Annotated in this window: 22 protein-coding genes; 6 read left to right on the top strand and 16 right to left on the bottom strand. The window is 39.5% G+C overall.

Going from position 1 to position 24822, the window contains the following annotated elements; translation table 11 throughout:
- Window positions 1-27 precede the first annotated feature (27 nt).
- The 9 genes from Q4567_RS20025 to rpmH all read right to left on the bottom strand — a co-directional run bounded on the left by Q4567_RS20025 (window position 28) and on the right by rpmH (window position 6482).
- Window positions 28-846 (bottom strand): ATP-binding protein, encoded by an 819-nt coding sequence (locus Q4567_RS20025; RefSeq protein ID WP_303501970.1) that lies wholly within the window; start codon window positions 844-846, stop codon window positions 28-30.
- Between the two features lie 36 nt (window positions 847-882).
- Window positions 883-1524, bottom strand: coding sequence for a DnaT-like ssDNA-binding domain-containing protein (locus Q4567_RS20030; protein WP_216046802.1), 642 nt, complete (start codon window positions 1522-1524; stop codon window positions 883-885).
- Between the two features lie 10 nt (window positions 1525-1534).
- Window positions 1535-1969 (bottom strand): FMN-binding protein MioC, encoded by a 435-nt coding sequence (gene mioC / locus Q4567_RS20035; protein ID WP_216046801.1) that lies wholly within the window; start codon window positions 1967-1969, stop codon window positions 1535-1537.
- An 11-nt stretch (window positions 1970-1980) separates the two neighbouring features.
- Window positions 1981-3348, bottom strand: coding sequence for a tRNA uridine-5-carboxymethylaminomethyl(34) synthesis GTPase MnmE (gene mnmE, locus Q4567_RS20040; protein ID WP_216046800.1), 1368 nt, complete (start codon window positions 3346-3348; stop codon window positions 1981-1983).
- A 15-nt stretch (window positions 3349-3363) separates the two neighbouring features.
- Window positions 3364-3846: a YajQ family cyclic di-GMP-binding protein gene (locus Q4567_RS20045; RefSeq protein ID WP_216046799.1), complete on the bottom strand. Its 483-nt coding sequence runs from the start codon at window positions 3844-3846 to the stop codon at window positions 3364-3366.
- Window positions 3847-3948: 102 nt separating this feature from the next.
- Complete coding sequence (gene yidC, locus Q4567_RS20050) at window positions 3949-5610, bottom strand: membrane protein insertase YidC (RefSeq protein WP_303501977.1); 1662 nt, start codon at window positions 5608-5610, stop codon at window positions 3949-3951.
- Between the two features lie 150 nt (window positions 5611-5760).
- Window positions 5761-6015, bottom strand: a complete 255-nt coding sequence (gene yidD / locus Q4567_RS20055; protein ID WP_216046797.1) for a membrane protein insertion efficiency factor YidD — start codon at window positions 6013-6015, stop codon at window positions 5761-5763.
- Window positions 5970-6338, bottom strand: coding sequence for a ribonuclease P protein component (rnpA, locus tag Q4567_RS20060; protein WP_216046796.1), 369 nt, complete (start codon window positions 6336-6338; stop codon window positions 5970-5972). The genes yidD and rnpA overlap by 46 nt, the downstream gene beginning before the upstream one ends.
- A gap of 9 nt (window positions 6339-6347) precedes the next feature.
- Window positions 6348-6482 (bottom strand): 50S ribosomal protein L34, encoded by a 135-nt coding sequence (rpmH, locus tag Q4567_RS20065; protein WP_008842504.1) that lies wholly within the window; start codon window positions 6480-6482, stop codon window positions 6348-6350.
- Between the two features lie 546 nt (window positions 6483-7028).
- Here rpmH and dnaA point away from each other — a divergent pair.
- From dnaA to gyrB, 4 genes are read left to right on the top strand one after another with little or no spacing between them, the layout of a single operon-like run.
- Window positions 7029-8474 carry a chromosomal replication initiator protein DnaA gene (dnaA, locus tag Q4567_RS20070; protein ID WP_216046795.1) on the top strand — a complete coding sequence of 482 codons (1446 nt, stop codon included), beginning with the start codon at window positions 7029-7031 and terminating at the stop codon, window positions 8472-8474.
- 20 nt (window positions 8475-8494) lie between these two features.
- Complete coding sequence (gene dnaN, locus Q4567_RS20075; RefSeq protein ID WP_216046794.1) at window positions 8495-9601, top strand: DNA polymerase III subunit beta; 1107 nt, start codon at window positions 8495-8497, stop codon at window positions 9599-9601.
- 24 nt (window positions 9602-9625) lie between these two features.
- The gene (recF, locus tag Q4567_RS20080) at window positions 9626-10726 is read left to right on the top strand and encodes a DNA replication/repair protein RecF (RefSeq protein ID WP_216046793.1); all 1101 of its coding nucleotides are present in this window, start codon (window positions 9626-9628) and stop codon (window positions 10724-10726) included.
- A gap of 4 nt (window positions 10727-10730) precedes the next feature.
- Window positions 10731-13151: a DNA topoisomerase (ATP-hydrolyzing) subunit B gene (gene gyrB, locus Q4567_RS20085; protein ID WP_216046792.1), complete on the top strand. Its 2421-nt coding sequence runs from the start codon at window positions 10731-10733 to the stop codon at window positions 13149-13151.
- 335 nt (window positions 13152-13486) lie between these two features.
- On the opposite strand, the gene Q4567_RS20090 is transcribed toward gyrB, so the two are convergent.
- The 3 genes from Q4567_RS20090 to glyQ are packed head-to-tail and all read right to left on the bottom strand — an operon-like array spanning window position 13487 to window position 16944.
- A complete protein-coding gene (locus Q4567_RS20090; RefSeq protein WP_216046789.1) occupies window positions 13487-13921 on the bottom strand; it encodes a hypothetical protein in 435 nt (144 codons plus the stop codon).
- A 28-nt stretch (window positions 13922-13949) separates the two neighbouring features.
- Entirely contained in the window at window positions 13950-16022 is a 2073-nt protein-coding gene (glyS, locus tag Q4567_RS20095; protein WP_216046788.1) for a glycine--tRNA ligase subunit beta, read from the bottom strand.
- On the bottom strand, window positions 16015-16944 hold the full coding sequence (gene glyQ / locus Q4567_RS20100; RefSeq protein WP_216046787.1) for a glycine--tRNA ligase subunit alpha: 930 nt from the start codon (window positions 16942-16944) through the stop codon (window positions 16015-16017). Before glyQ ends, glyS begins: the two co-directional genes overlap by 8 nt.
- Window positions 16945-17094: 150 nt before the next feature.
- On the opposite strand from glyQ, the gene Q4567_RS20105 reads away from it, so the two are divergent.
- Window positions 17095-17658 carry a DNA-3-methyladenine glycosylase I gene (locus Q4567_RS20105; RefSeq protein ID WP_216046786.1) on the top strand — a complete coding sequence of 188 codons (564 nt, stop codon included), beginning with the start codon at window positions 17095-17097 and terminating at the stop codon, window positions 17656-17658.
- Between the two features lies 1 nt (window position 17659).
- On the opposite strand, the gene Q4567_RS20110 is transcribed toward Q4567_RS20105, so the two are convergent.
- The 3 genes from Q4567_RS20110 to Q4567_RS20120 form a co-directional block, all read right to left on the bottom strand.
- Entirely contained in the window at window positions 17660-18112 is a 453-nt protein-coding gene (locus tag Q4567_RS20110) for a DUF2489 domain-containing protein (protein WP_216046785.1), read from the bottom strand.
- 11 nt (window positions 18113-18123) lie between these two features.
- Window positions 18124-18651 carry a Der GTPase-activating protein YihI gene (gene yihI, locus Q4567_RS20115; RefSeq protein WP_216046784.1) on the bottom strand — a complete coding sequence of 176 codons (528 nt, stop codon included), beginning with the start codon at window positions 18649-18651 and terminating at the stop codon, window positions 18124-18126.
- A 532-nt stretch (window positions 18652-19183) separates the two neighbouring features.
- Window positions 19184-19813 (bottom strand): cytochrome c, encoded by a 630-nt coding sequence (locus Q4567_RS20120; protein WP_216046783.1) that lies wholly within the window; start codon window positions 19811-19813, stop codon window positions 19184-19186.
- Window positions 19814-19999: 186 nt separating this feature from the next.
- On the opposite strand from Q4567_RS20120, the gene yihA reads away from it, so the two are divergent.
- On the top strand, window positions 20000-20620 hold the full coding sequence (yihA, locus tag Q4567_RS20125) for a ribosome biogenesis GTP-binding protein YihA/YsxC (protein ID WP_303501988.1): 621 nt from the start codon (window positions 20000-20002) through the stop codon (window positions 20618-20620).
- A 472-nt stretch (window positions 20621-21092) separates the two neighbouring features.
- On the opposite strand, the gene polA is transcribed toward yihA, so the two are convergent.
- On the bottom strand, window positions 21093-23873 hold the full coding sequence (gene polA, locus Q4567_RS20130; protein ID WP_303501990.1) for a DNA polymerase I: 2781 nt from the start codon (window positions 23871-23873) through the stop codon (window positions 21093-21095).
- Window positions 23874-24822 lie beyond the last annotated feature (949 nt).

Genomic DNA, 24822 nt, shown 5'->3' on the forward strand with positions numbered 1-24822 from the left:
TGATGACCGAGCCTATGCAACAGCGGTTTATTTTACCTGATTAGGCTGATAACCGCTGCTAACGTTCATCGCTTCTGGGGCTTGAGGAATAATTTCTTTGCGGCGGCTAGGACCGGAAAATTTTACTTTGTAAGTATCGTATTCCTTAATTGACTCAAAGCAGTATTTACCCAACGCATTTTCTAATTCAGCTAAATTGTGATTGGTAATCAATATACAATTTTTGTTATTCACCAATCGTTGTCGCAGCAAGTTACCTAGCCAGCTTTGAGTATTCTTTTTAAGCATGGTTTCGTTAACGCATACTTCATCCAGGATTAATAAATCCACATCCAACAATTCTTTTTGTATTTCTCTAAATTGTTCGGCAACGTTATCTGTAGCATTGTAATCATATGAAAAGAAGCGCATCTCAAGCAGACTTGAAAGTTGTCTATACAATACTGATATTTCATATTGGTCGATTAGCTGGTGGGCAATCGCACCGGCAATATGCGACTTTCCGCGGCCATAATCACCATAAAAGATCATCATATGTGAGCCGCTTGAACGCCATATTGGATCATCGTGGGCAGCAATAAATGACTGAGCAATACTCACCGCTTCAATTACGTCATCGCTATCTTCTATCAGTGTTTGGAAGTTCCATTTTGGATTGAGATCTGAGCGCCCGTGGATTTCTTGAATACGTCTTAGTTTGGCTTCTTGCTGCATTTTTTTGACGTCTTCGTTGGCTAAACGCTCGTATTGCGCTCGCACCTCTTTGTAGTCAGTATAGGTATCAGGAACATTGGTTTTACCCAAAGCTTTAGCTAATTGATCTAATTTTTGTTTGATACTGTCCACGTATTTTTGCTCTTTTATGGTTGTTTTTTTACTGTGCTATTTCTTACTATACTTAGCGACAAGTTGTTTAGCGTTATCATCAGCTTCAACACCTGCTTTAGGAGTAACCCACTGATTTCCCACTTTCTGAACATTTTTAACGCCACTTGCTAACCGTCTTTGCTTAATTTGAAAGACAAATTTCTGGGTCCATTGGTATTGACTAAATTGTAGTTCAGGTCGACCCATCCAATAGGCAATAAATTCACCCAGTTCATGTTGGCTGTAGTCTTTGTCAATAATCCCTACCAAAGAAGCTAAATCTTCAAAGGCAGTTTGATGTGGTTTCCATGTTGCCGTCATCCCACTCCATTGTAAATGAAGGCTAGGGTAGTCGTCTTGTTTAATATTCAGTAGTGGTAAACGGACCCGTTGTTGGTTGAAGCTTTTGTCTAAAGAGGCGTCAGATTCTATTTCTACCAGTTGTTGTTTAACGAGCTCTTTAATCAGCCCATTGATTTGTCTTCCCAAGGTAAATTCTTTGGTTTTACTATTTAACAGCGCAATTAACTGCTTGTAATTTAACGGTGCGGTTAGTCCTGTTTGTTCATCAGCAATAGGTCGTAGACCAAGCAAATACAGCACTCTAGCATCATTGCTAAGTTCTTGTGTGAGAGCGGCTTGTTCCGATGAATTCATAATCAGTAAGTTAGTTTTGTTGTAAGTAAGACGTTAGCCATTCAACGGCGGCTTCTTCAGGAATTGGGTGGTTTAGTACATCAATATGAAAAGCGGGGGATAGTAGTGTCGCCCCGGAATTGTGTAATAACTCCTGCATTGTTTTCGCACCATAACAATAGGTGTCGTAACTGCTATCACCTAAACCAACGACTAAAAATTGTACATTATCTAATGAGTGATTTTTAATTTGCTTGGCGAATGCTTGGATATTATCGGGTAATTCACCAGCCCCATGGGTACTGGTACAAATCAACCATTTGCCTTCGTTGGGTATCTCTTCAATATTAGGTTCTAAGTGAATGTTTGCACTGTGTCCATTGGCTTCCAATGTTTCTTGTAAGGCATCGGCAACATATTCGCTTGCCCCTAACATAGTGCCTACAATGATTTCATAATTTGCCATGTCGTTGACCTTTATTTACCGATACAAAATGAAGAAAATATGCGTCCGAGTAAATCGTCTGAACTGAATTCACCGGTGATCTCATTTAATGCTTGCTGGGTTAAACGCAATTCTTCTGCCAAAATCTCTCCGGCAATATGTTCATGCAGTTGTTGTTGTCCAATATCTAAGTGTTCTGCTGCTCGATCTATGGCATCTAAGTGTCTTCGTCTGGCAATGAATTGGCCCTCAGAACTTTGGTCAAAACCCATACATTCTTTAAGGTGTTCAGCTAAGGCTTCAACACCTTGATTTAGACTTGCTGATAGACGGTAGACTGGTGTGTCACCGTGTTGTTCAAATCCCACTGACTCACCGGATAAATCGACCTTATTTCGAACCAAGGTCAGGCCAATATTAGCGGGCAATTTTTGCATAAATTCAGGCCAGATTTTATACGGATCATTTTCCGTGCTTTCACAGCTATCTAGCATGAATAAAACTCTGTCTGCTTTTTGTATTTCCTGCCAAGCTCGTTGGATGCCGATTTGCTCTACTTTGTCTGAGCTCTCTCTAAGCCCCGCAGTATCAATGATATGCAGTGGCATGCCATCTAAATGGATATGTTCTTTGAGTACATCTCGAGTGGTGCCTGCGATATCGGTTACAATGGCGGCATCGCGTCCAGCTAGAGCATTGAGTAGACTTGATTTCCCAGCATTAGGTTTACCGGCAATAACCACCTGCATACCTTCACGTAACAAGCTACCTTGCTTGGCTTGTTGTTTGACGTTTTGCATTTGGGTAATGATGTCGTTCAGATCTTTAGCTACTTTTCCGTCACTTAAAAAATCGATTTCTTCTTCTGGAAAATCGATGGCTGCTTCTACGTACATTCTTAGATGTATCACTTTTTCCACCAGCTGGTGGATATGTGCTGAAAATTCGCCTTGTAACGAACGCATAGCGCTTTTAGCCGCTTGGACTGAACTAGCATCAATTAGATCGGCTATGGCCTCAGCTTGGGCTAGGTCGAGCTTATCATTCAAAAATGCGCGTTCGCTAAACTCGCCAGGTCGAGCCATACGTATTTTGGGTATTTTGAGTATTCGCTTAATCAGCAAATCCAAAATGATTTGACCACCATGACCTTGCAGCTCTAGTACGTCTTCACCAGTAAACGAATGTGGGTTTTCGAAGAACAACGCAATACCTTGGTCCAAAGTCTGGTTGTCTTCGTCTAAGAACGCCAAGTATTCTGCTTTCCTTGGCGTTAACGTTTTACCTAGTAATGCTAAGGCAACAGTTTTCGCTAGTGGTCCAGAAACTCTAACTATGCCTACGCCGCCACGACCTGGGGCTGTGGCTTGAGCAACAATAGTGTCAGTTGGTAATTCCAAAATAGTATTGCCTGATTAATCGCGAAAGTTGTTAAATTGCAACGGTTGACCCATATCTTCGCCCCTAAGTAACGCCATCACCGCTTGCAAGTCATCACGTTTTTTGCCGGTTACACGAAGTTGATCGCCTTGAATGCTGGCTTGTACTTTCATTTTTTTATCTTTAATTAACTTCACGATTTTTTTAGCAATGGGTTGCTCAATGCCTTGTTTGAATTTGATGGTGCTACGGTGGGTTTTACCACTTCTTACCGTATCTTGAGGATCCATGGCATTAGTGTCTAAGTTACGCTTAGAACACGCATTACGCAGCATATCTGTGAGTTGTTGAATTTGAAAGTCGCCTTCAGCAGTCAGCACGACTGATTCATCTTTGAATTCAATGGAGGCTTCAACACCTCGAAAATCAAAGCGTGTACTGAGTTCACGATTAGCGTTGTCAACTGCGTTACGAACTTCGTTCATTTCAATTTCTGAAACAATGTCAAAAGAGGGCATTTATTACTCCTGTTTTAATTTTGAGTATATTGTAAACCTGTAAACTTAGACAAAAAAGCCCGCAATGGCGGGCTTTCACTTTTATTTGGTGCCAATCACTTTTTATTTAGCTTTTAATCCACGTTTTTCCATGGACGAGTAAATAATTTTAGCTTGAACCAAGGTAATAACGTTACTTATTAACCAATATAAAACTAGACCAGCTGGGAATATGAAGAAGAATAAACTCATAGCTACTGGCATCCATTGCATGATTTTCTGCTGCATTGGATCTTGAATCGTCATAGGTTGCAGTTTCTGCAATAAGTACATACTCAAGCCAGTTAATACTGGTAATACAAAATACGGGTCTTTGACTGATAAGTCAGTGATCCAAAATATAAAATCAGCGTGTCTTAATTCAACACTCTCTAGTAGAACCCAATATAGTGCTAAGAATATAGGCATTTGCAGAAGAAGAGGGAAACAGCCACCCATGGGGTTCACTTTCTCTTTCTTATACATTTCCATCATGGCTTGAGACATTTTTTGTCTGTCATCACCAAAACGTTCTTTTAGTTGTGCCATCTTAGGCGCTAAGTTACGCATTTTGGCCATAGACTCATATTGTTTCTTAGTCAGGGGATACATAGCCCCTTTAACAATAATCGTAATGATGACAATGGCTAGTCCCCAGTTAATAACAATACTTTGAATAAATTGCAGTAATGCAAACAAAGGCTGTGAAATCCACCAAAGCACACCGTAATCAACAGTAAGGTCTAAACCGCGCGCTATTTGGGCAAGTGAATCTTGGTCTTTAGGACCCATGTACAGTGTACTTGTAATGGTGGTTGAATCACCTGGTGCAACATCTACAGGTGCGCCTTTAAAGCCAATTGCAGCATATCTAGACTGAACCACAGTACTGTACAACTGATTTGTGTCTTCTTGAGGTGGAACCCAAGCCGATACAAAGTAATGTTCTAGCATGCCAGCCCAACCACCAACGGTTGTTTTGTTTAGTTTTTCATCTTCCATGTCATCAAAAGAGAATTTTGAATAACGGTCGTCTTGAGTAGAGAATGCACCACCACGGTAGGTCGGCATAAACATACTACTTTCTGTGCCCTCAATAGCCTGTTTTAATTGGCCGTATTGTTGGTACTGCTTAACTTGAGAACTTCCGTTTACAACTTCGTATTCCACTTTTACATCGTGATGACCAGGGGTAAATATGAATCGTTTTGTAATTGCTACACCATCAGCAGAGGTCCACTTTAAAGGAACCACCAATTCTTTGTCTTGCATGACGAATTCTTGTTGGCTAACTACATAAGCGGGACGCCCTTTTTTGGTGTCAATCGCATCTCTGCCAACTAATCCGCTTTGTGCAATGTATAAAGTGACTGCATCAGGGCGTAATAAGCTGTATGAGTCGTCAGATCCTTGAGTAACCGGAAACTTACGAAGATTAGCGGAAATCACATCACCACCACGGGTATCTATCAATACATCTAATGTGTCAGATATAACATGAACAACAGAATTAGATTGTGTAACTACCGGATTTACATCTTCAACTATCGTTGATTCAGGGACATCACCGCTATTGTCTGAGATAGTAGAGGGCGGTAAATCAGAACTAGGTGTGGACAAAGGTGCTTGTTCAACTATTTGAGTAGGTTGAACGGGCTGAGGACCATAGTCTTTTTGCCATTCTTGCCATAATAGAAAACTGACCAAAGCTAGGCCAATTATCAAAAAACTGCGTTGGGATTCCATATAATACTCTTTAACTACGTGTTCAATTTTGCGATTTTTTAAGACCGCATTTAGCTTTTCACAAATAGAGTAGTCTATTTGTGAACGTATTTATTACTTCTAATTTTTCACAGGGCGAAATAGTATAGGCAAATGAGGCAAATGATAAGTTCATTCGTGTTTTTTCGCCTTATTTTCTGGTACATGGTCAATACCACCCTGATGTAAGGGGTGACATTTACTAATTCTTCGAATCGTCAACCAACTTCCTACCCAAAACCCATGTTTGGAAATAGCTTCTATACCGTACTGAGAACAAGTCGGGTGAAAACGACAATTTTGCCCTAGCATAGGAGAAATCCAAAGTTGATATTGTCGTATCAACCAGACTGGGATTGCGCGCAACGGTTTGAGAGCTTTTTCCATAATTTTCCTAACAACAATGTTATTTGTTGATTCGTCATTGTGTCTAAGCCACTTTTTCCAACTACAACTATATCAGTGTTTGGAAGTTGGTGTTGATGCACGCGAAAACTTTCTCTGATAAGACGTTTAATGCGATTTCTATCGTGGGCTTTTTTGACGCGTTTTTTGGATATAGTAATACCCAGCCTAGGATGGTCTAGCTGATTGAAACGGCCTAACACAGTGAGTTGAGGTGAAACTGAGGGGATAGCTTTTTGAAAGACTTTTTCAAAGTGAGTGGGAGTTAAAAGTCTTAGCTCCCGAGAAAACGAATTTTCACTCACTTTGAGAAATTAGGCTGATAAACGAGCACGGCCTTTAGCACGACGATTAGCAAGGACTTTACGTCCATTCTTTGTCGCCATACGGGCACGAAAACCGTGTGAACGCTTACGCTTTAAGTTACTTGGTTGAAATGTTCTTTTCATGACCTAGTCCCGATACATAAAGGTTAATACAAAATGAACTTCAATAGACGTTTAACCATTGCGCTCAAAAAGGATGCGGAATACTAGAGATATTTGTACCTGTTGTCAATCATTGATCGCAGAGATCGTTAAATTATTTGCTTTTATTTTTATAATAAATTAATTAACTGTTGATAACTGTATAAAATTAAATGAGGTTATCCACAAAAAGCTAGTTGATTTTTTCTAAATGGTGATTTTTATAGATTATTTTTATCCACCACGAATTCAAAATAATACAAGGTTATAGCTTTTTAATTTTTCATAATATAATAAAATAATCAACTAAAACAAACAGATATATGGTATTAGACTAAGGTTTAGTAAATTATATCTAAATCAGTATTGCACTTAGTAGTGGGAATGCGAGATAATTCACAACCCCCTACGCTAAAGGGGATGAACAAGAACAATAATTGGACAATTTTCACTTCAGCGAGTGTTTTTAATTATCGAGTTATTTTAACTTTTAACGGGCTTAAACCGCCTCGTGACGGACTTTTTTTAATGTCTTTATGGAATAGATGCCTCGATCGTCTTCAACACGATCTTTCTACGCAAGAATTTAGTATGTGGATAAGACCGCTAAAAGTTTCAGAAGATAATCTTTATGTAACTTTGTCTGCTCCTAACCGATTCGTGCTTGATTGGGTTCGGGATAAGTACCACAGTCGTATAACCCAGTTATTGGAAGAATTTTGTGGTCCAGAAGCGCCAAGTCTATTATTGGAAGTGACAGCTAGACAGACGTCAAACTTTGCTTCTAACAATAACAATTCAAATGGTAATTTTGCGCCTAACAATAATGGTGCGAGTAATACGGCGAAACCCAATAGCGCGCAACAACCTCCAGTAGACGTCCAAAATTCAGAAACGCAAAAACCGGATAATAAAGATTTTAATCAAAAAGCCAGTGTTTCCAGTCAAGCTCATAAAAGTAATATTAATGTAACCTACAAATTCGATAATTTTGTTGAAGGTAAGTCAAATCAGTTAGCAAGAGCTGCGGCAACTCAGGTGGCTAATAATCCAGGCGGGGCATATAACCCGCTATTTATTTATGGCGGGACCGGGTTGGGTAAAACTCACTTACTGCACGCTGTAGGTAATGGAATTATTGCAAAGAAAAAAAATGCCACTGTGGTTTATATGCATTCAGAACGTTTTGTTCAGGATATGGTAAAAGCGCTGCAGAATAATGCGATTGAATCGTTCAAACGTTACTACCGATCTGTGGATGCTTTGTTAATAGATGACATTCAGTTTTTTGCTAATAAAGAACGCTCACAAGAAGAATTTTTTCATACCTTTAATGCGTTGTTAGAAGGCAATCAACAAATCATTCTGACCTCTGACCGATATCCAAAAGAAATCGATGGGGTGGAAGATAGATTAAAATCTCGTTTTGGTTGGGGTTTAACTATTGCCATAGAACCGCCAGAACTTGAAACAAGAGTAGCGATTTTGAATCGTAAAGCCCTTGAGAATAAAATTAATCTGCCTGATGAAGTGGCTTTTTTCATTGCTAAACGTTTGCGCTCAAACGTACGGGAATTGGAAGGGGCACTTAATCGGGTAATTGCCAACGCAAATTTCACTGGCCGTGCAATTACCATTGATTTTGTTAGAGAAGCGCTTCGTGATTTGTTAGCGCTTCAAGAAAAGTTAGTTACCATTGATAATATCCAAAAAACTGTGGCTGAATATTACAAAATCAAAATTGCTGATATTTTGTCAAAAAGACGTAGCCGCAGTGTAGCAAGACCACGCCAAGTGGCGATGGCTTTGGCAAAGGAATTAACCAATCATAGCCTTCCAGAAATTGGTGACGCATTTGGCGGAAGGGACCATACTACGGTTTTGCATGCATGCAGAAAAATAGTACAGCTAAGAGATGAAAGTCATGATATAAAAGAAGACTATCAGAATCTTATTCGAACACTATCTTCTTAAAATAAAAAATGAGTTTATAAATGAAATTCACCATCAGCCGGGAAAACTTTCTCCAACCTCTTCAATTAGTCTCTGGTGCTGTAGAGAGACGACATACTTTACCGATATTATCTAATGTACTAATAAAAGTCAGTGATAGTTCACTTTGGCTAACGGGGACGGATCTAGAGGTTGAATTGATCTCTAACGTAACCTTAACCGGTGAATTTGAAGAGGGCGAAATTACCGTTCCTGCCAAAAAGCTTTTCGACATATGTCGAGGTTTAGGCGATGAAAGCGAAATCAAATTCGAAGTTGATGGTAATAAAGCACTGATACGCTCAGGTAGAAGTCGATATTCGTTATCTACTTTGTCGGCCAGTGACTATCCAAATCTAGAAGATTGGGAAGGGGAAACTGAATTTGAAATTTCTCAAGCTAATCTTAAACATTTGATTGAAAGTACTCAGTTCTCAATGGCACAGCAAGATGTTCGTTATTACCTTAACGGGATGAGCCTTGAAACCGAAGAAGATATTATTCGAACTGTTGCAACTGACGGTCACAGACTAGCGTTATGTCGATTGAAATATACAGCAGCTCCTTTGCCAAGTAGACAAGTTATTATTCCTCGTAAAGGTGTATTGGAAATAAGTCGACTTATTGAAGCTGATGATAACCTTGTGAAAGTACAGTTGGGTTCAAATCACATTCGAATTTTTTCTACTGACTTTATCTTTACCAGTAAGTTGGTAGATGGTCGTTTCCCAGACTATCGCAGAGTGCTTCCCAAAGATGGTGATAAGATCATCGAGGCCAGCAAAGATATTCTTAAAAATGCTTTCTCTCGAGCTTCTATTCTATCTAATGAAAAGTTCAGAGGTGTACGCTTAAACCTTTCTAAAAACGAACTTAAAATTACAGCTAACAACCCAGAGCAAGAAGAAGCCGAAGAAATTGTAGATGTTTCTTACGAAGGTGAAGGGGAGTTAGAAATAGGTTTTAATGTTGCTTATTTAATTGATGTGTTTAATTCGTTGGGTTCTGAAAACGTTAAGATAACGCTAGCCGATTCTAATAGTAGTGCACTGATTGAAGATGCTGCTGATGATTCAGCTCTTTACGTTATTATGCCGATGAGACTGTAATTGTAGTTTAGGAAACATCGGCATATGAAGCTGGACAAAGTCCAGATCCAACATTTTAGAAATCTGCAAAATGTTGACATTTCACCTTCTTCTTCGTTGAATTTTATATTTGGTCAAAACGGTAGTGGAAAGTCTTCTTTTTTAGAGGCTCTCCACTACTTGGGTTTTGGACGGTCATTCAGAACCCTTAAACACAAAAACGTGATTCAATATGATTCGACTGAATTCAGTGTTTTTTGTGTTGTATCTGATTCTAATCATTCTCTAAAACTCGGTATGTCTCGTAAAAATGATGACTCCCTGTTGGTCAGTGTAAATGGTAACAAGTCGAATAAAATGTCTGAGCTTGTTAGTCATGTTCCTATTCAGATATTCACACCACAAAGTTCAGATTTAATAATAGGTAGTCCGTCACTAAGACGTCGGTTTTTAGATTGGGGATTGTTCCACGTGGAACCTTCATTCATTCAGACCTCTCAAGACTACCAAAAACTAGTAAAACAGAAGAACGCGCTACTACGTAAAATCGGCTTAAATAGTAACAACGAAAATAGCACTCAGATGCAATTCTGGGACAAACAAATCATAAAGGTAGGAAACCACCTTACAGAATTGAGAAAAGGCTACCTAGATAGCATTTTGGAGCATATAAATAGCAATTTAATGCAATTTCTACCTGAGTTTTCGGTAGAAATCTCGTATCATAGGGGTTGGGAAAAAGACGCTTCACTTGAAGAGTCTATTAAAAGAAAATTTGAAAAAGATTGTCGTAATGGTTATTTAAGCGTTGGTCCACACAAGGCTGATCTGAAACTTAAATGCAATGGTGTTGAAGTTTCAGAGACCTTATCTCGTGGTCAATTGCGAATGTTGGTGGCAGCATTACAACTTGCTCAAATACAGCACTTAAGCGGTAAAACGAAAAAGTCCTGTGTATTTCTATTAGATGATGTTGGTGCTGAACTGGACGAGACTAAACGAGAATCTTTTATTGATAAACTGTTAGAAAACGAAACACAGCTTTTTATTACAGCAATCGAAAAATCTCAATTGCTGTTTATAGAGAAATACAAAAACAAGAAAATGTTTCACGTGGAACATGGCCATATGAGAGAGGAGAACTAATCAAATGGCAGAAGAGAATAACTACGATTCCTCGAGTATTAAAGTACTTAAAGGACTAGATGCAGTAAGAAAAAGACCGGGTATGTATATTGGTGATACAGACGATGGTACCGGACTTCACCACATGGTTTTTGAGGTGGTTGATAACTCCATCGATGAAGCTTTGGCTGGTCACTGTTCGGAAATTAACGTAAAAATTCACACTGATGGTTCTATTTCTGTATCAGATGATGGTCGTGGTATTCCTACAGAGATACATGAGGAAGAGGGTGTCTCTGCAGCTGAAGTTATTATGACAGTACTTCACGCCGGTGGTAAGTTCGATGACAATTCCTATAAGGTATCCGGTGGATTGCACGGTGTTGGTATTTCTGTTGTAAATGCATTATCAAAAAGACTGACCATGAAAATCCGTCGCATGGGTAAAGTATTCGAACAAGAATACGTTCATGGTGTTCCTCAAGAACCGCTAAAAGCGGTTGGTGAATCTGACACTACTGGAACCACAATACGTTTCTGGCCTAGCGAAGATACCTTTACTAATGTTGAATATCACTACGATATTTTGGCGAAAAGATTAAGAGAATTAAGTTTCCTTAACTCTGGTGTTTCCATTGTTTTATCTGATGATAGAGATGGTAAAAAAGACCACTTTAAATATGAAGGTGGTATTTTGGCATTTGTTGAATACCTTAATAGAGCTAAAACAGCCGTCCATTCAAAGATTTTCAATTTCACAACTGAAAGGGATGATGGCATATCAGTAGAAGTTGCGATGCAATGGAATGATAGCTTTAACGAAAATGTATTTTGCTTTACCAATAATATTCCCCAACGTGATGGTGGTAGTCACCTCGCTGGATTCCGTGCAGCGCTAACGCGTACATTAAATAACTACATGGAAAAAGAAGGCCTGAATAAAAAGGCTAAAACGAACGCAAGTGGTGATGATGCAAGAGAAGGGCTAACTGCTGTTATTTCAGTAAAAGTACCTGATCCTAAGTTTTCTTCACAGACCAAAGATAAATTGGTTTCTTCTGAAGTAAAACCTGCTGTTGAAACTGCAATGGGTGAAGCCTTAACTGATTTCCTTTTAGAGAATCCGACTGAAAGTAAAATCATCATTGGTAAAATTATTGATGCAGCTCGTGCTCGAGAAGCCGCTCGAAAAGCGAGAGAAATGACTCGCCGTAAAGGTGCGTTGGACTTAGCAGGTTTACCTGGAAAGCTTGCGGATTGTCAGGAAAAAGATCCTGCTAACTCTGAACTATATATAGTGGAAGGGGACTCTGCGGGAGGCTCTGCAAAGCAAGGGCGTAACCGTAAGAACCAAGCAATACTTCCATTGAAAGGTAAAATTCTTAATGTTGAGAAGGCACGTTTTGATAAAATGCTTTCTTCTCAAGAGGTAGCGACGCTAATTACTGCATTAGGCTGTGGTATTGGTAGAGATGAGTACGACCCTGAAAAGTTGCGTTATCATAAAATCATTATCATGACAGATGCTGACGTCGACGGAAGCCATATTCGTACTTTGCTTCTTACCTTTTTCTACCGTCAAATGCCTGAAATTCTTGAGCGTGGTTATATCTATATTGCACAACCGCCGCTTTACAAAGCTAAAAAGGGTAAACAAGAACAATACCTTAAAGATGACGATGCATTAACTAATTACTTAACTTCAATTGCATTAGATGACGCTTCTATCCATGTTAATTCTGAAGCACCTGGCATTTCAGGTGTTGCCTTAGAAAACTTGGTTAAGCAGTATCACCTTGCTGTGAAAATGATTAATCGAATTAGTAGGTTATATCCGAAGGTTCTTGTTAACCAATTAATTTACAGTGATATTTTGAATGTTTCTGATTTATCTGATCCAGCTAAGCTAGAAGCTTTTGGTAAAACTTATATTGCTTCACTAACTGATGATGAATCTGATGGTGCAACTTACAGTTTTGAAGTTAAAGATGATGTAGAGCGCAGCAGTCATTACATATCAATTATTTTGCGTCAGCACGGTATTGATACTGAATATAAATTTGACCATGATTTTGTTGATTCAACTGAATACACCAAAATCAAAGAACTAAATGCAGCAATCAATGGCATTATGGAAGAAGGCGCTTATGTTAAACGCGGCGAAAAAACCAAACCTGTCACCGATTTTGTAAGTGCATTGGAATGGTTAATGGCCGAATCTAAACGTGGTCAGTATATCCAACGATATAAAGGATTAGGCGAAATGAACCCTAGTCAGTTGTGGGAAACTACAATGGACCCTGCTAATCGTAGAATGCTTCAAGTAACCATAGAAGACGCTATTGGTGCTGACCTATTGTTCACTACCTTGATGGGTGACCAAGTTGAACCTAGACGTAACTTCATCGAAGAAAACGCCTTGAGAGTGGCTAACCTAGACGTTTAGTCCAATAGTCTGCAAGCTTTAACTTGTAGGACCTGACAACTTGTTAAATTAATAACGCTGAGAACTTCTGTTTTCAGCGTTTTTTTTGGCTCTAAATTATTGATTTAATTTAAAAATATCAATTTTAACCGCGCAATAATAGATCAAAAAGAGCAGACGTTAGCGTTGATTTTAATGTATGGAGTAAAAGAGCGACTACTGAATAGATATGGAACATCTATTTTGTTCTGATTTAACGGGATGATAGAGGGGATATTAAGACTTTCTATGGAGGTTGTAGCGTCTCACCTCCTAGGTTTCCCCTAAGAGGTGAGTATGCAAGAGTTAACTAATATTTAGGATTTTTCAATATAAACAACCGGTGATTGTTCACTGGTAAAATCGATAAAAAAGTCATATGCGCCTGTTTCATCTGGAGTAAATTGAAAATTACCGCCAGGATTTTCACAGGACGACTTTGCTGCTTTACCCACAGTTAGTACTTTTCCAGCAGAGCCGGAAGGGCTGCCACAGTCATATCCAGGGGTATAATTTTCGTCTGCAAATTTAAAATCATAGGGCTGACCATCTGCGATGAGCTTCACGGTTGCCTTATACAGATTACCGTTTACTTTCTTAATTCGATAATTCTCATCAGCTTCCCACCAAGTAAAGACTCCTCGTAGATAGAAGCTTTGGTAGTCTTTTTCCATTATCTGCTCAACAAAGGTCGTTGAGCAGCCGGAAACAAAGGTGCTGACTAGAAAAATCAAAGCGATTCTATTTTTCATATTCTTGTATTTAAACCTCAACTTCGTTTTATTCGTATCTTAATAATGATATGTCGGCACACTTAAGGAACAACTGACGTAATTGCAGTAGAAGTGCGAGGCGATTATTCTTAACAGACTGATCATCGGCCATTACCATTACATTATCAAAGAATGCATCGATACTGCTTGCCAGTTGCGAAAGAACTTGCAACACAGCTTCATAATCGGCTTTTGCTAACAATGGCGCTACTTCTTCTTGAATGCGATATATCTCATCGGCTAAATGTTTCTCTTCAGACTCTACCAATAGGCTAGCATCCAGCTTATATTCATCAGATACATTATTCTTATCTAATATGTTAGCTACACGTTTGTTTGCTGCAGCTAAGGCTTGAGCTGAGGGTAGTAACTTAAACTGTTTAACACCATGGATACGCGCATCGAAATCCGCAGGTGCTGTAGGTCGTCGAGAAAGTACTGCTTGTATGACATCAACTTCAATGCCTTGTTCCTGATACCAGGTTCTAAATCTACCTAAAATAAAGTCAACAACTTGTTCTTCAGTGTCGTTGTTATTTATTTTGTCTTGCAATAGTTGGTATGCATCGCTCACTAACACGGTCAAATCTACTGGTAGTTTCAGTTCAACAGCTATTCTCAATATACCTATTGCTGCGCGTCTAAGTGCAAAGGGGTCTTTGTCACCTTTAGGTAATTGTCCAATACCGAATATACCTACTAAAGTATCTAGCTTATCGGCAAGTGCAACGGCACAGCTCACGTTAGATTGGGGTAGGGCATCACCAGAGAAACGAGGCATGTATTGTTCGTTTAATGCATTTGCAACAACTGCATCTTCGCCATCGTGATTCGCATAATGCATTCCCATGATGCCTTGAACATCTGGAAATTCCATTACCATTTCTGTCATTAAATCAGTTTTTGATAATAATCCAGCTCTAGCTGCCTGGGCTTCATCGGCACCGATATGTTTGGATATTTTTGCGGCTAATTTAGAAATTCTGCGAGACTTATCCGCTAAGGTACCTAATTGTTTTTGGAACAAAACTGTTTCTAAACTATCTAGACGACTTTCCAATGTGCGCTTTTTATCAGTTTCAAAGAAGAATCGGGCATCCGCTAAACGGGGACGAATTACTTTTTCATTGCCGTGAATAACCTGAGCGGGATCTTTACTTTCGATATTGGTTACGAATAAAAATCGAGATTTAAGCTCGCCATTAGTATCTAACATCGGGAAGTACTTTTGGTCGCCTTTCATTGTATAAATTAGGGCTTCTTTTGGTACTTGTAAAAATTCGTCCTCAAAATTAGCAACTAATACTACGGGCCATTCAACCAATGCCGTTACTTCATCCAACAACTCTTGTTCAAGTTCAACTACACCGTTTTCTTGAGCTGCAGCGTCTTGAAGCTGTTGTTTGATGATATCTTGGCGGGCTTGATAGTCAGCAATTACATAATGATTTTTAAGCTGGCTTTGGTAATCGTCAGCATGGGCTAGCTCGAAGCTGGTTTCACCATGGAATCTGTGGCCGTTAACCGTTCTGGTTGACGTTAAACCTAATACTGAGCCCGCAACTATACTTTCTCCGTAAAGCATACAGAGCGTGTGTACAGGGCGTATAAATTGAATTCCTTTATTACCCCAACGCATTGCTTTAGGGATAGGTAATTTCTTTAATGCGCTTTCAACGATTTCTTCCAATAAGGTCGTTAACGTCTGTCCGGCTACATTGGCAACATGTAAGAGCCATTCACCCTTATCGGTCTTGAGTCGCTGTGCTTGGTCAACACTAATACCATTTGAACGAGCCCAGCCTTCTGCTGCCTTTGTAGGATTGCCTTGTGCATCGAATGCGGCTGTGACTGCAGGACCACGTTTTTCGACTTGCTTGTCAAGTTGCTTCTCGGCCAATGCTATGACTCTGACCGCTAGGCGTCGCGGCGTGGCAAAGCTTTCGATAGCATCAAATTCTAAATCTGTTGCTTCAAAACCTAATTTAATATTATCTGCAAACGCTTGCGCTAAGTTCTTCAGTGCTTTTGGTGGAAGTTCTTCTGTTCCTAATTCAACTAACAAATTTTCTTTACGCATCACCTTTGCCTCCCTGTTTTGCGTCATCTTTACACATGGGAAACCCGAGTTTTTCACGACTTTGGTAGTAGGCTTCTGCTACTGCTTTTGCCAGAGTGCGCACTCTTAGTATGTAACGTTGGCGTTCTGTTACCGATATTGCGTGACGTGCGTCTAACATATTAAATGCGTGAGATGCTTTCATTACTTGCTCGTAAGCTGGAAGTGGAAGTCCTGCTTCAATTAGTCGTTGGCTATCTTTTTCGCATTGATCAAAGGTTCCAAACAAGGCTTTAACATCTGCATGTTCAAAATTATAAGCAGACTGTTCAACTTCATTTTGATGAAAAACGTCGCCATAAGTTACTTTACCCATTGGGCCGTCAGTCCAGGTCAAATCATAGATACTGTCGACACCTTGGATGTACATTGCTAAACGCTCTAAGCCGTAGGTAATCTCGCCAGTGACAGGGGCGCATTCCAATCCGCCTACTTGCTGGAAGTAAGTAAACTGAGTGACTTCCATTCCGTTTAACCAAATTTCCCAACCAAGACCCCAAGCGCCCAAAGTGGGGGACTCCCAGTTGTCTTCAACAAAGCGTATGTCGTGCACTAATGGATCAAAACCTAACTCTCTAAGTGAATCTAGGTAAAGCTCTTGAATATTATCAGGTGAAGGTTTAAGCATTACCTGGAACTGGTAATAATGTTGTAGACGATTTGGGTTTTCACCGTAGCGTCCATCTGTAGGACGACGACAAGGTTGCACATAAGCGCTGCTTATCGGCTCGGGCCCTAAGGATCTTAAAAATGTCATTGGATGGAAGGTACCTGCACCCACTTCCATATCTAATGGCTGGATAATTACGCAGCCTTGACGAGCCCAAAAATCCTGCAATGCGAGGATAAGGCCCTGAAACGTCTTAATATCAAACTTTTGCATGTACAATCACTACATTATCGGTTACTAAAAAAATGCCCGCAAGTATACCTTTTGTCTTGCTTTGAATGTAGGCTAATTCATCGAATTTTGTAATAAACATGCAAGTTAAGCCCAAGTTGTTGGGAATTTTGCGTGAAATAAGGAAAGAATGTGGATACTAATCGCTGTAGTTGGGTGGGCAAAGATCCAATTTATCAAGAATATCATGACAAGGTCTGGGGTAGGCCGGTCAGGGACCCTATCGATTTGTTTGCTAAATTGTGTCTAGATGGTCAACAAGCGGGACTAAGCTGGATTACGATTCTAAAAAAACAACAAAACTATGAAGCTGCATTCCACAATTTTGAACCAACAAAAATCGTACTATTTGATGACCAAGATATCGAACGTTTAATGTTAGACAAAGGCATAGTCAGAAATCGTTTAAAAATTAAATCTATCATTAACAACGCAAAAGCATATTTAAAAATGCAAGAGGAGGGGATTGAATTCGATCAGTTTATTTGGAGTTTTGTCGGCAATAAGGTGATAACAAATCATTGGGTTAGCGCCAGTGAAGTGCCAACCTCTACACCAGAATCTGAGGAAATGTCTAAAGCCCTTAAGAAAAAGGGCTTTAGCTTTGTTGGTACGACGATTTGTTATGCGTTTATGCAGGCGGTAGGTCTAGTCAATGACCACACTACAGATTGCCACTGCTATAAACAGGCCTAAACTAATTAAAACTAAGTGACCTTATCATCACCATTTCTTTTAAAATAGCAGACTCCAATTTGGCCTCTTGTTCTTCTCTATTTTGGTCTTGCTGCGCTCTTACTTCAGGTGCCAAAGCTTTGCGCTGTTGGTGCGTAGGCAACTCCCTAACTGCCAAAAACAAATTATACAGATTGGGATAGTCCCGTTGGCAATTTGGTGGTGACGCCACAGGTACACTGTCTAACAAGTTGACCAATCTAATCGCACCTTCAGATAAGTTACATTGCTGCTGTTCTACTGCTAAGGCAATGGTGTGAACACTTTCCATAATTCTAACGACACGATCTTGTCTAGCTTTTTGTTGGGCTTGTTTCTGTCGTTTTAATTGAAACAGTAATTTGCCTGCATAAAACGCGAGAGACCCAATGATCAAAAGTGCTAACGCAACCAGCGTATACTCTAAAACCGACAAAACCTTATCTCCTATTTAAATTCATCTATGTTAATAGACTCAAAGCGTGCAAAAGGATCGTCTTCTTTACCTTCAACTTGCTTATCTTTTGCTTCAGGTTCTACATCTATACCTAGCAGTTCACATAATTCTCTATGTCTGGCGAGTTTTCGTTCGACATAACGTTTATCGTCAGCATTCAATGCTATTCCACTATCCATGTTGTCTAGCAAATTATTCAAACGTTCATTATCTTCCAGTTCTGCTAGCTCTTGAGCGGGGGAGAAATATTTCGGTTTACTTGGTTTAGGTTTAGATTTGAATTCCTTCGGCTCTACAATTAGTTGAATAGGCTTTTTACTGCCGATGCGAGGATCGTTTTGCTTCGATTGATTCGGCGCCTGCTGGTTAAGTTCCACGGCGCTATGACGACTTCCCGAGGGATTGCCTTTATGCTTTTTAGGTTTAGTGTTGGTTGGATCTTTGGGCTTTCTTGGCGCCCAACTTTCTTTAGGGACACCAATGCGTCCAACTTTACGTGATTTTTTTACTCTAGCCATAATTGATTGCCATATTAAGTCGATTCTTCATTTTAGCGCATTTTAAACCTACATATACAGATTTAATATGCTTGCTGAATTGGTTGAATCGATTGACTTAATTTGACGTTATAAAGACGCAGATAAGAAAAAAGGTAACAGGAACCTGTTACCTTTTAAATATAGAGTGTCTTATGACACTTCTCCCGTTACGTGTTCATCCTAAACCTGTATTGCTTTCCTTGTCTTGCACTTCACTTTTTATTATTGCTAACGAAGTTGTTATATTGTTTTGGGTCTTCCTGACGCTTTATAGTTAATCCATAATTTCCAAAATGGAACCTCAATGAACAGCGGATTGTTATTATTATTAGCTGTTCTAACTTCCCTGACAAACCTTATAAGGTTTGTTAATCCTTCTTTTTATTTGCGCAAAGAATACAGCAAAAAATAAAATTTACAACTTATTTACATCTATTAACAAAAAAAGTGAACCTTTTAGTCTAAAAAGGTTCACTTTTTTGTCGAAATTATTTGTTGCTAAGTAAAAAACTTAGTGTAGTCCGCCTAAATACTGAGAAAGAGTTTCAATGTCTTCATCAGTTAGCTTGGCTGCAATATCTCGCATCATTCCATTTAAGTCATTAGCACGAGAGCCTGCTTTAAACTTCTCTAACTGAGACTTCAAATAAGCTGCTTTTTGGCCGCTAATATCTGGGAATCCAGCTAAGCCTAAGCCATTACCTCTAGGTCCATGACAGGCAATACAAGCTGTGATGCCTCGCTCTAGGTCGCCACCGCGATACAATTCACCGCCTTTTTCCACTACGTCTTCTGGAGTAGTACCAGGTTTTGCTTCCTGGGTAGCGAAGTATGCTGCTAAATCTAGCATTTCTTGCTCGTTCAACAATGCTGCTTGTGAACTCATGACCGGATCGTAACGTCCCTCTGCACCTGCTGTTTCACCACCTAGCTTTAATTCTTTTAGCTGCTTTGCAATGTATTCAGCGTGTTGGCCGGCTATGGACGGATAAATATCCAGAGGGCTATTTCCATCTGCACCATGACAGGCAACACAGCCTTTGCTTGTAACTAACCCTTCACCCGCTTGTGCGTCGCCTTTGGCAAATACTGAAGCAGAAAAACCTACGGTCAAACACACCAACAAACCCAATTTTTTCATAGTGACTCTCAAAACATCTTATGCATTGGTTAATAGAATATCAGTATTTTACACATTTAATGGCGCGATAAAATCATTTCCCGAACAATTGTGTGGATATTTCAGTGTTTTACGCTAATAAATGCAGTTAAATGGTATACTATGCCAGAAATTTACCCCTAATTACCGTTTTTAAAGAGAGTTCGAGTGAGTCATTACAGTCACGCCAAGTTTGTTACCAGTGCCCCAGATATCAATCATCTTGAACAAGACGAGGGCAACGAAGTCGCTTTTGCCGGTCGTTCAAACGCGGGAAAATCCAGTGCCCTAAATCGTCTTACCCGTCAAAAAAGTTTAGCAAGAACGAGTAAAACACCAGGCCGAACACAGTTAATCAATGTATTTGAGATTGAAGAAGGGCGAAGATTAGTAGATTTGCCTGGTTATGGTTATGCCAAAGTACCTTTGGATATGAAACTTAAATGGCAAAAAGCCCTAGGTGAATATTTACAAGTACGCAAAAGTCTTGCTGGCTTAGTGGTGTTAATGGACATCCGTCATCCTTTCAAAGATTTAGATCAACAATTGATTTACTGGGCAGTGGAGCGCAACTTGCCTGTATTAGCGTTGTTAACAAAGGCTGACAAGCTAAAGGCGGGAAAACGTAAAGCACAACTATTAATGGCAAGAGAAGCGTCTATGGCGTTTTGTGGTGACGTTACAGTTCATGTTTTCTCTTCATTAAATGGTCTAGGACTGGACAACGTTGAAAGAGTGTTAGATGAATGGCTGGGTTTTGCTGATAAAGAAAAACCTATCGAGGGTTAATTTACTTTTTAGATAAAAAAAAGCCCCTTCAAAAGAAGGGGCACAGGATAGAGAGAAAACACATAAAAACCGTATATTCAGAGTAGCTCATTTCAATAAAGTTCACCGCTTTGTAAAAAAATTCCTGTTTTATTGATAATTTCAAATTCGAGTTTTCGAAAACTAATAAATTCAAACTACTCTCATCTTGATTATTTGATGGCTGCGAATCTATTCAGCATTTGATGTGCAGGCGTTTAATAGCGAATTAAAAAGGTCTTAGTTATAGCTGATAGTGTTAGGCTGGGAAGGTTCTAAAAGGCATAAAAAAACCCCAGCAAATTGCTGGGGTCGAAAGCAAAGGTATATCTAACTTAATAAGTTAACCTCTGTACCCTACAAAGCTCATTCTAGCTATGGAATTGAAAAAATCAAATATTTTTGTAATATTATTACAGAAATAATCGGGTTTAGATTAGATTTAAGCACTTTATTAATGCGCTTCATCCCAATTCTCACCCTCTCCAGCCTCTACTATTAAAGGTACTGATAGGTCACAGGCGTTCTCCATCAAGGTTATTATGGATTGTGTGTTTTCTTTTATGTTTTGTTCTTTTATTTCAAAAACAAGTTCATCGTGTACCTGCATGATCATTTGCACATCGTCATTTTTCAGGCTCTCGATCCAATCATCTACCTTCAACATGGCCATTTTAATAATATCGGCCGCGGTTCCTTGCATAGGTGCATTAATCGCAGCTCGTTCAGCGCCTTGTCGTCTCATGCCATTACTTGCGTTGATATCTGGAAGGTATAAACGTCGACCGAACACTGTAGAAACGAAACCGTCTTCTTTTGCAGCTACTCGGGTCTGTTCCATATATTTTAATACGCCAGGGTATCGCTCAAAGTACAAATTCATGTACTTTTGTGCATCTTGCCTTGGAATATTTAATTGTCTGGCTAAACCGAACGCAGACATCCCATAAATTAACCCAAAGTTAATCGCCTTAGCACTGCGTCTTTGCTCTGTAGTAACATTTTCTAGAGCGACTCCAAATACCTCAGCAGCCGTGGCCTTATGCACATCTTTACCGGAAGAAAAAGCGTCCAAAAGCCCTTTATCTTCTGACAGATGCGCCATTATTCTTAATTCAATTTGAGAATAATCGGCTGCGACAATTTTATAACCTTTTCGCGCGACAAAGGCCTGCCTAACTTTTCTGCCTTCTTCGGTTCTGATTGGGATATTTTGTAGATTTGGCTCGGTGGATGATAAACGTCCTGTGGCTGCAATCGCCTGATGATAACTAGTGTGCACTCTACCTGTTCTAGGGTTTATCATCTTAGGTAGTTTATCTGTATAGGTATTCTTTAGTTTGGTTAGCCCTCTAAATTCCATCAAAAGTTTCGGCAAAGGATAGTTTAAAGCGAGTTCTTGAAGTACTTCCTCAGCAGTAGATGGTGCGCCTTTTGGGGTCTTTTTCAAGACCGGCAAATCTAGCTTATTAAATAAAATTTCCTGCAATTGTTTGGTTGAACCAAGATTAAACTCTTCGCCAGCCATTTCATGAACTTCTTTTTCCAATTGCATAATACGAGAAGCTAAGTTTTGACTCTGTTGCAATAAGGTTTGACTATCAATTAACACGCCTCTTTGTTCCATTTTAGCTAACACCGATGCCAGCGGGACTTCAATGTCGAGTAATACGTGTTTTAGTGATTCGTGTTCACACAGCTTTGGCCACAACTCTTGGTGCAAGCGTAAAGTAACATCTGCGTCTTCAGCGGCATAAGGGGAAGCTTTTTCTAGCGGTATTTGATTAAAGGTTAATTGTTTAGCGCCTTTACCTGCAATTTCTTCGAAACTAATTGCGTTATGTTGTAAGTAATACTTCGATAGGCTATCCATGTCGTGGCGTGTGGCCACGCTATTGAGGACGTAGGATTCAAGCATGGTATCGAATTCAATTCCGCGAAGTACAATATTGTAATTCGCTAATACATTTTTGTCGTACTTCAGGTGTTGTCCGACTTTTTTATGGGATTCACTTTCCAGCAAAGGTTTGAATTTTTCTAATACCATTGCGCGGTCTAGTTGTTCAGGTGCATCCAAATAGTCATGGGCTAAAGGCAGGTATGCAGCTTCGCCTGCCTTTACCGAAAATGACATACCAACTAATTCTGCCTCCATATAATTTAGGCTCGTTGTTTCGGTATCAAAGGCATACAATTCAGCTTGTTCTAAACGGCTTAGCCAATCCTCTAATTCGGCTTCGGTTAATATTGTGGTGTAAGCTGTTTCTTCAACTTTTGGAGGAGTATTAACGTCTGTTTCATCTACTTTCGCCGTGGCACTGGCAGATTTATTCGCTGAATTCAGTATACTGCGGCCGTCAGTTGCTTCGGCTAACCAACGTTTAAACTCGTATTCCTTAAACAGCTCCACTAACTCTTCATGTGCCGGTGGTGTGGGGCTGAGTTCAGTCGGTCCAAATTCGAGCTTCACATCAAGTTTAATGGTGGCAAGTTCATAAGAAAGTCGTGCTTGAGTTTCAAATTCACGCATCTTGTCGGCCATTTTCTTAGCGCCTCTAAACTCAAGCTCTGCAATCTTATCTAAATTTTTATAGATTTCATCAATGCTGCCAATACCTTGTAGCAAGCCTAAAGCGCTTTTATCGCCAACCCCTGGAACACCTGGAATATTATCCACTTTGTCGCCTTTGAGCGCCAAAAAGTCGATTATTAAATTGGCAGGTATGCCAAATTTTTCGATTACACCGTCTTTATCCATGATGTGGTTGTTCATGGTGTTAATTAACATAACGTGTTCATTAACCAGTTGAGCCATATCTTTATCGCCGGTGCTGATCAGGGTAGGGATGCCTTGTTCAGTGGCTTGTTGCGCTAAGGTGCCAATTACATCGTCGGCTTCAACCCCATCTTCAACAATCAAAGGTAACCCCATTGCTTTAATGATGGCATGTAAAGGTGCAATCTGACTTCTCAATTCATCAGGCATGGGCGGGCGGTTGGCTTTATATTCAGGATAAATATCATCTCTAAAGGTTTTCCCTTTAGCATCAAAAATGACAGCCATATGCGTAGGTGAATATTGCTGTATAAGGCTGCGTAACATATTAACTACGCCGTAGATTGCACCCGTATCTTGACCCTTCGAATTGGTTAACGGCGGCATGCCGTGGAACGCTCTAAAAAGATAAGATGAGCCATCTACAAGGATAAAAGGATTGTTTGGAACCGATGCCATAGAAGAGATCCATATTGATTAAGCTGGAAAAGGCGTCAGAATGCCACATAAAGGCTTTAGCATCTACCACCAAAGTTGTGGATAACTTTGTAGATAAAAAGTATCAAGCACGGTTAAATGCATCAAAAATAAATCTTTTCAATGTGTTCAAAGCCTTATCGGCTGTACTTTTCGTTATTAAGGAGAAAGAATATCCTTTAACATATTTTTTTTATTATCTTGTGGATAACTTTTTTATTCTAGAGAGCTTTATTGTAAATAGCTTATTCTAGATTGTTGTTTCTAGCATGGGCTGGTTTGTCGTCCCAACTTGATCTAGCAGTTCTTACAGCTTAAAAACAATTAAGATTGTAAAACTGGACTGCTCTAATAAGTTCCATTTATCGCGGCAAATCGACAGATTCTGATTAGCTGAAAATCGAGCAGGGCGGTAATGTACCACATAAAAAACAATAGGGAAGGTTCTGGCTTAAACTATTTTTGAATCAAAACTTGAGGGTTAAAATACACATTTGCATAAGCCACAAAAACAAAGGGCTAGCGTCTAGCGATTTATCAATTTCAAGTTCCTTGTACAGTAAAAATAATTAAAAAACATAACTCGTATGTTAGCGCTTACAAACTTTCGGTTTTAGCGCTGCTTACCTGTCAATGAATCTACATTTTGCATGCTTGGTAGGGGCGGAGATCTATCAAAAATGTTGGTCGTCAGATTTTAACTATTAGTTAAAATGCTCTCAAAAGGGCAGTTTTACCTCAGCCCAAGGTCGCAAGCTCAACAAAAACAACATTTTAAACCTAGATTAATTACAATTAGTACTTTAGATTTGTAAGCTTGCAGATGATAATTGCATAAATAACCAAACATTAAATATACAAGGCTCGGTCTTGTTAGAGATACAACAAATATGAATCCAAATTACCGGTGCGACCAGTGGCCTCAAAATAG

Origin of the sequence: Aliiglaciecola sp. 2_MG-2023 (assembly GCF_030548145.1) — a bacterium.
GTDB lineage: Bacteria > Pseudomonadota > Gammaproteobacteria > Enterobacterales > Alteromonadaceae > Aliiglaciecola > Aliiglaciecola lipolytica_A.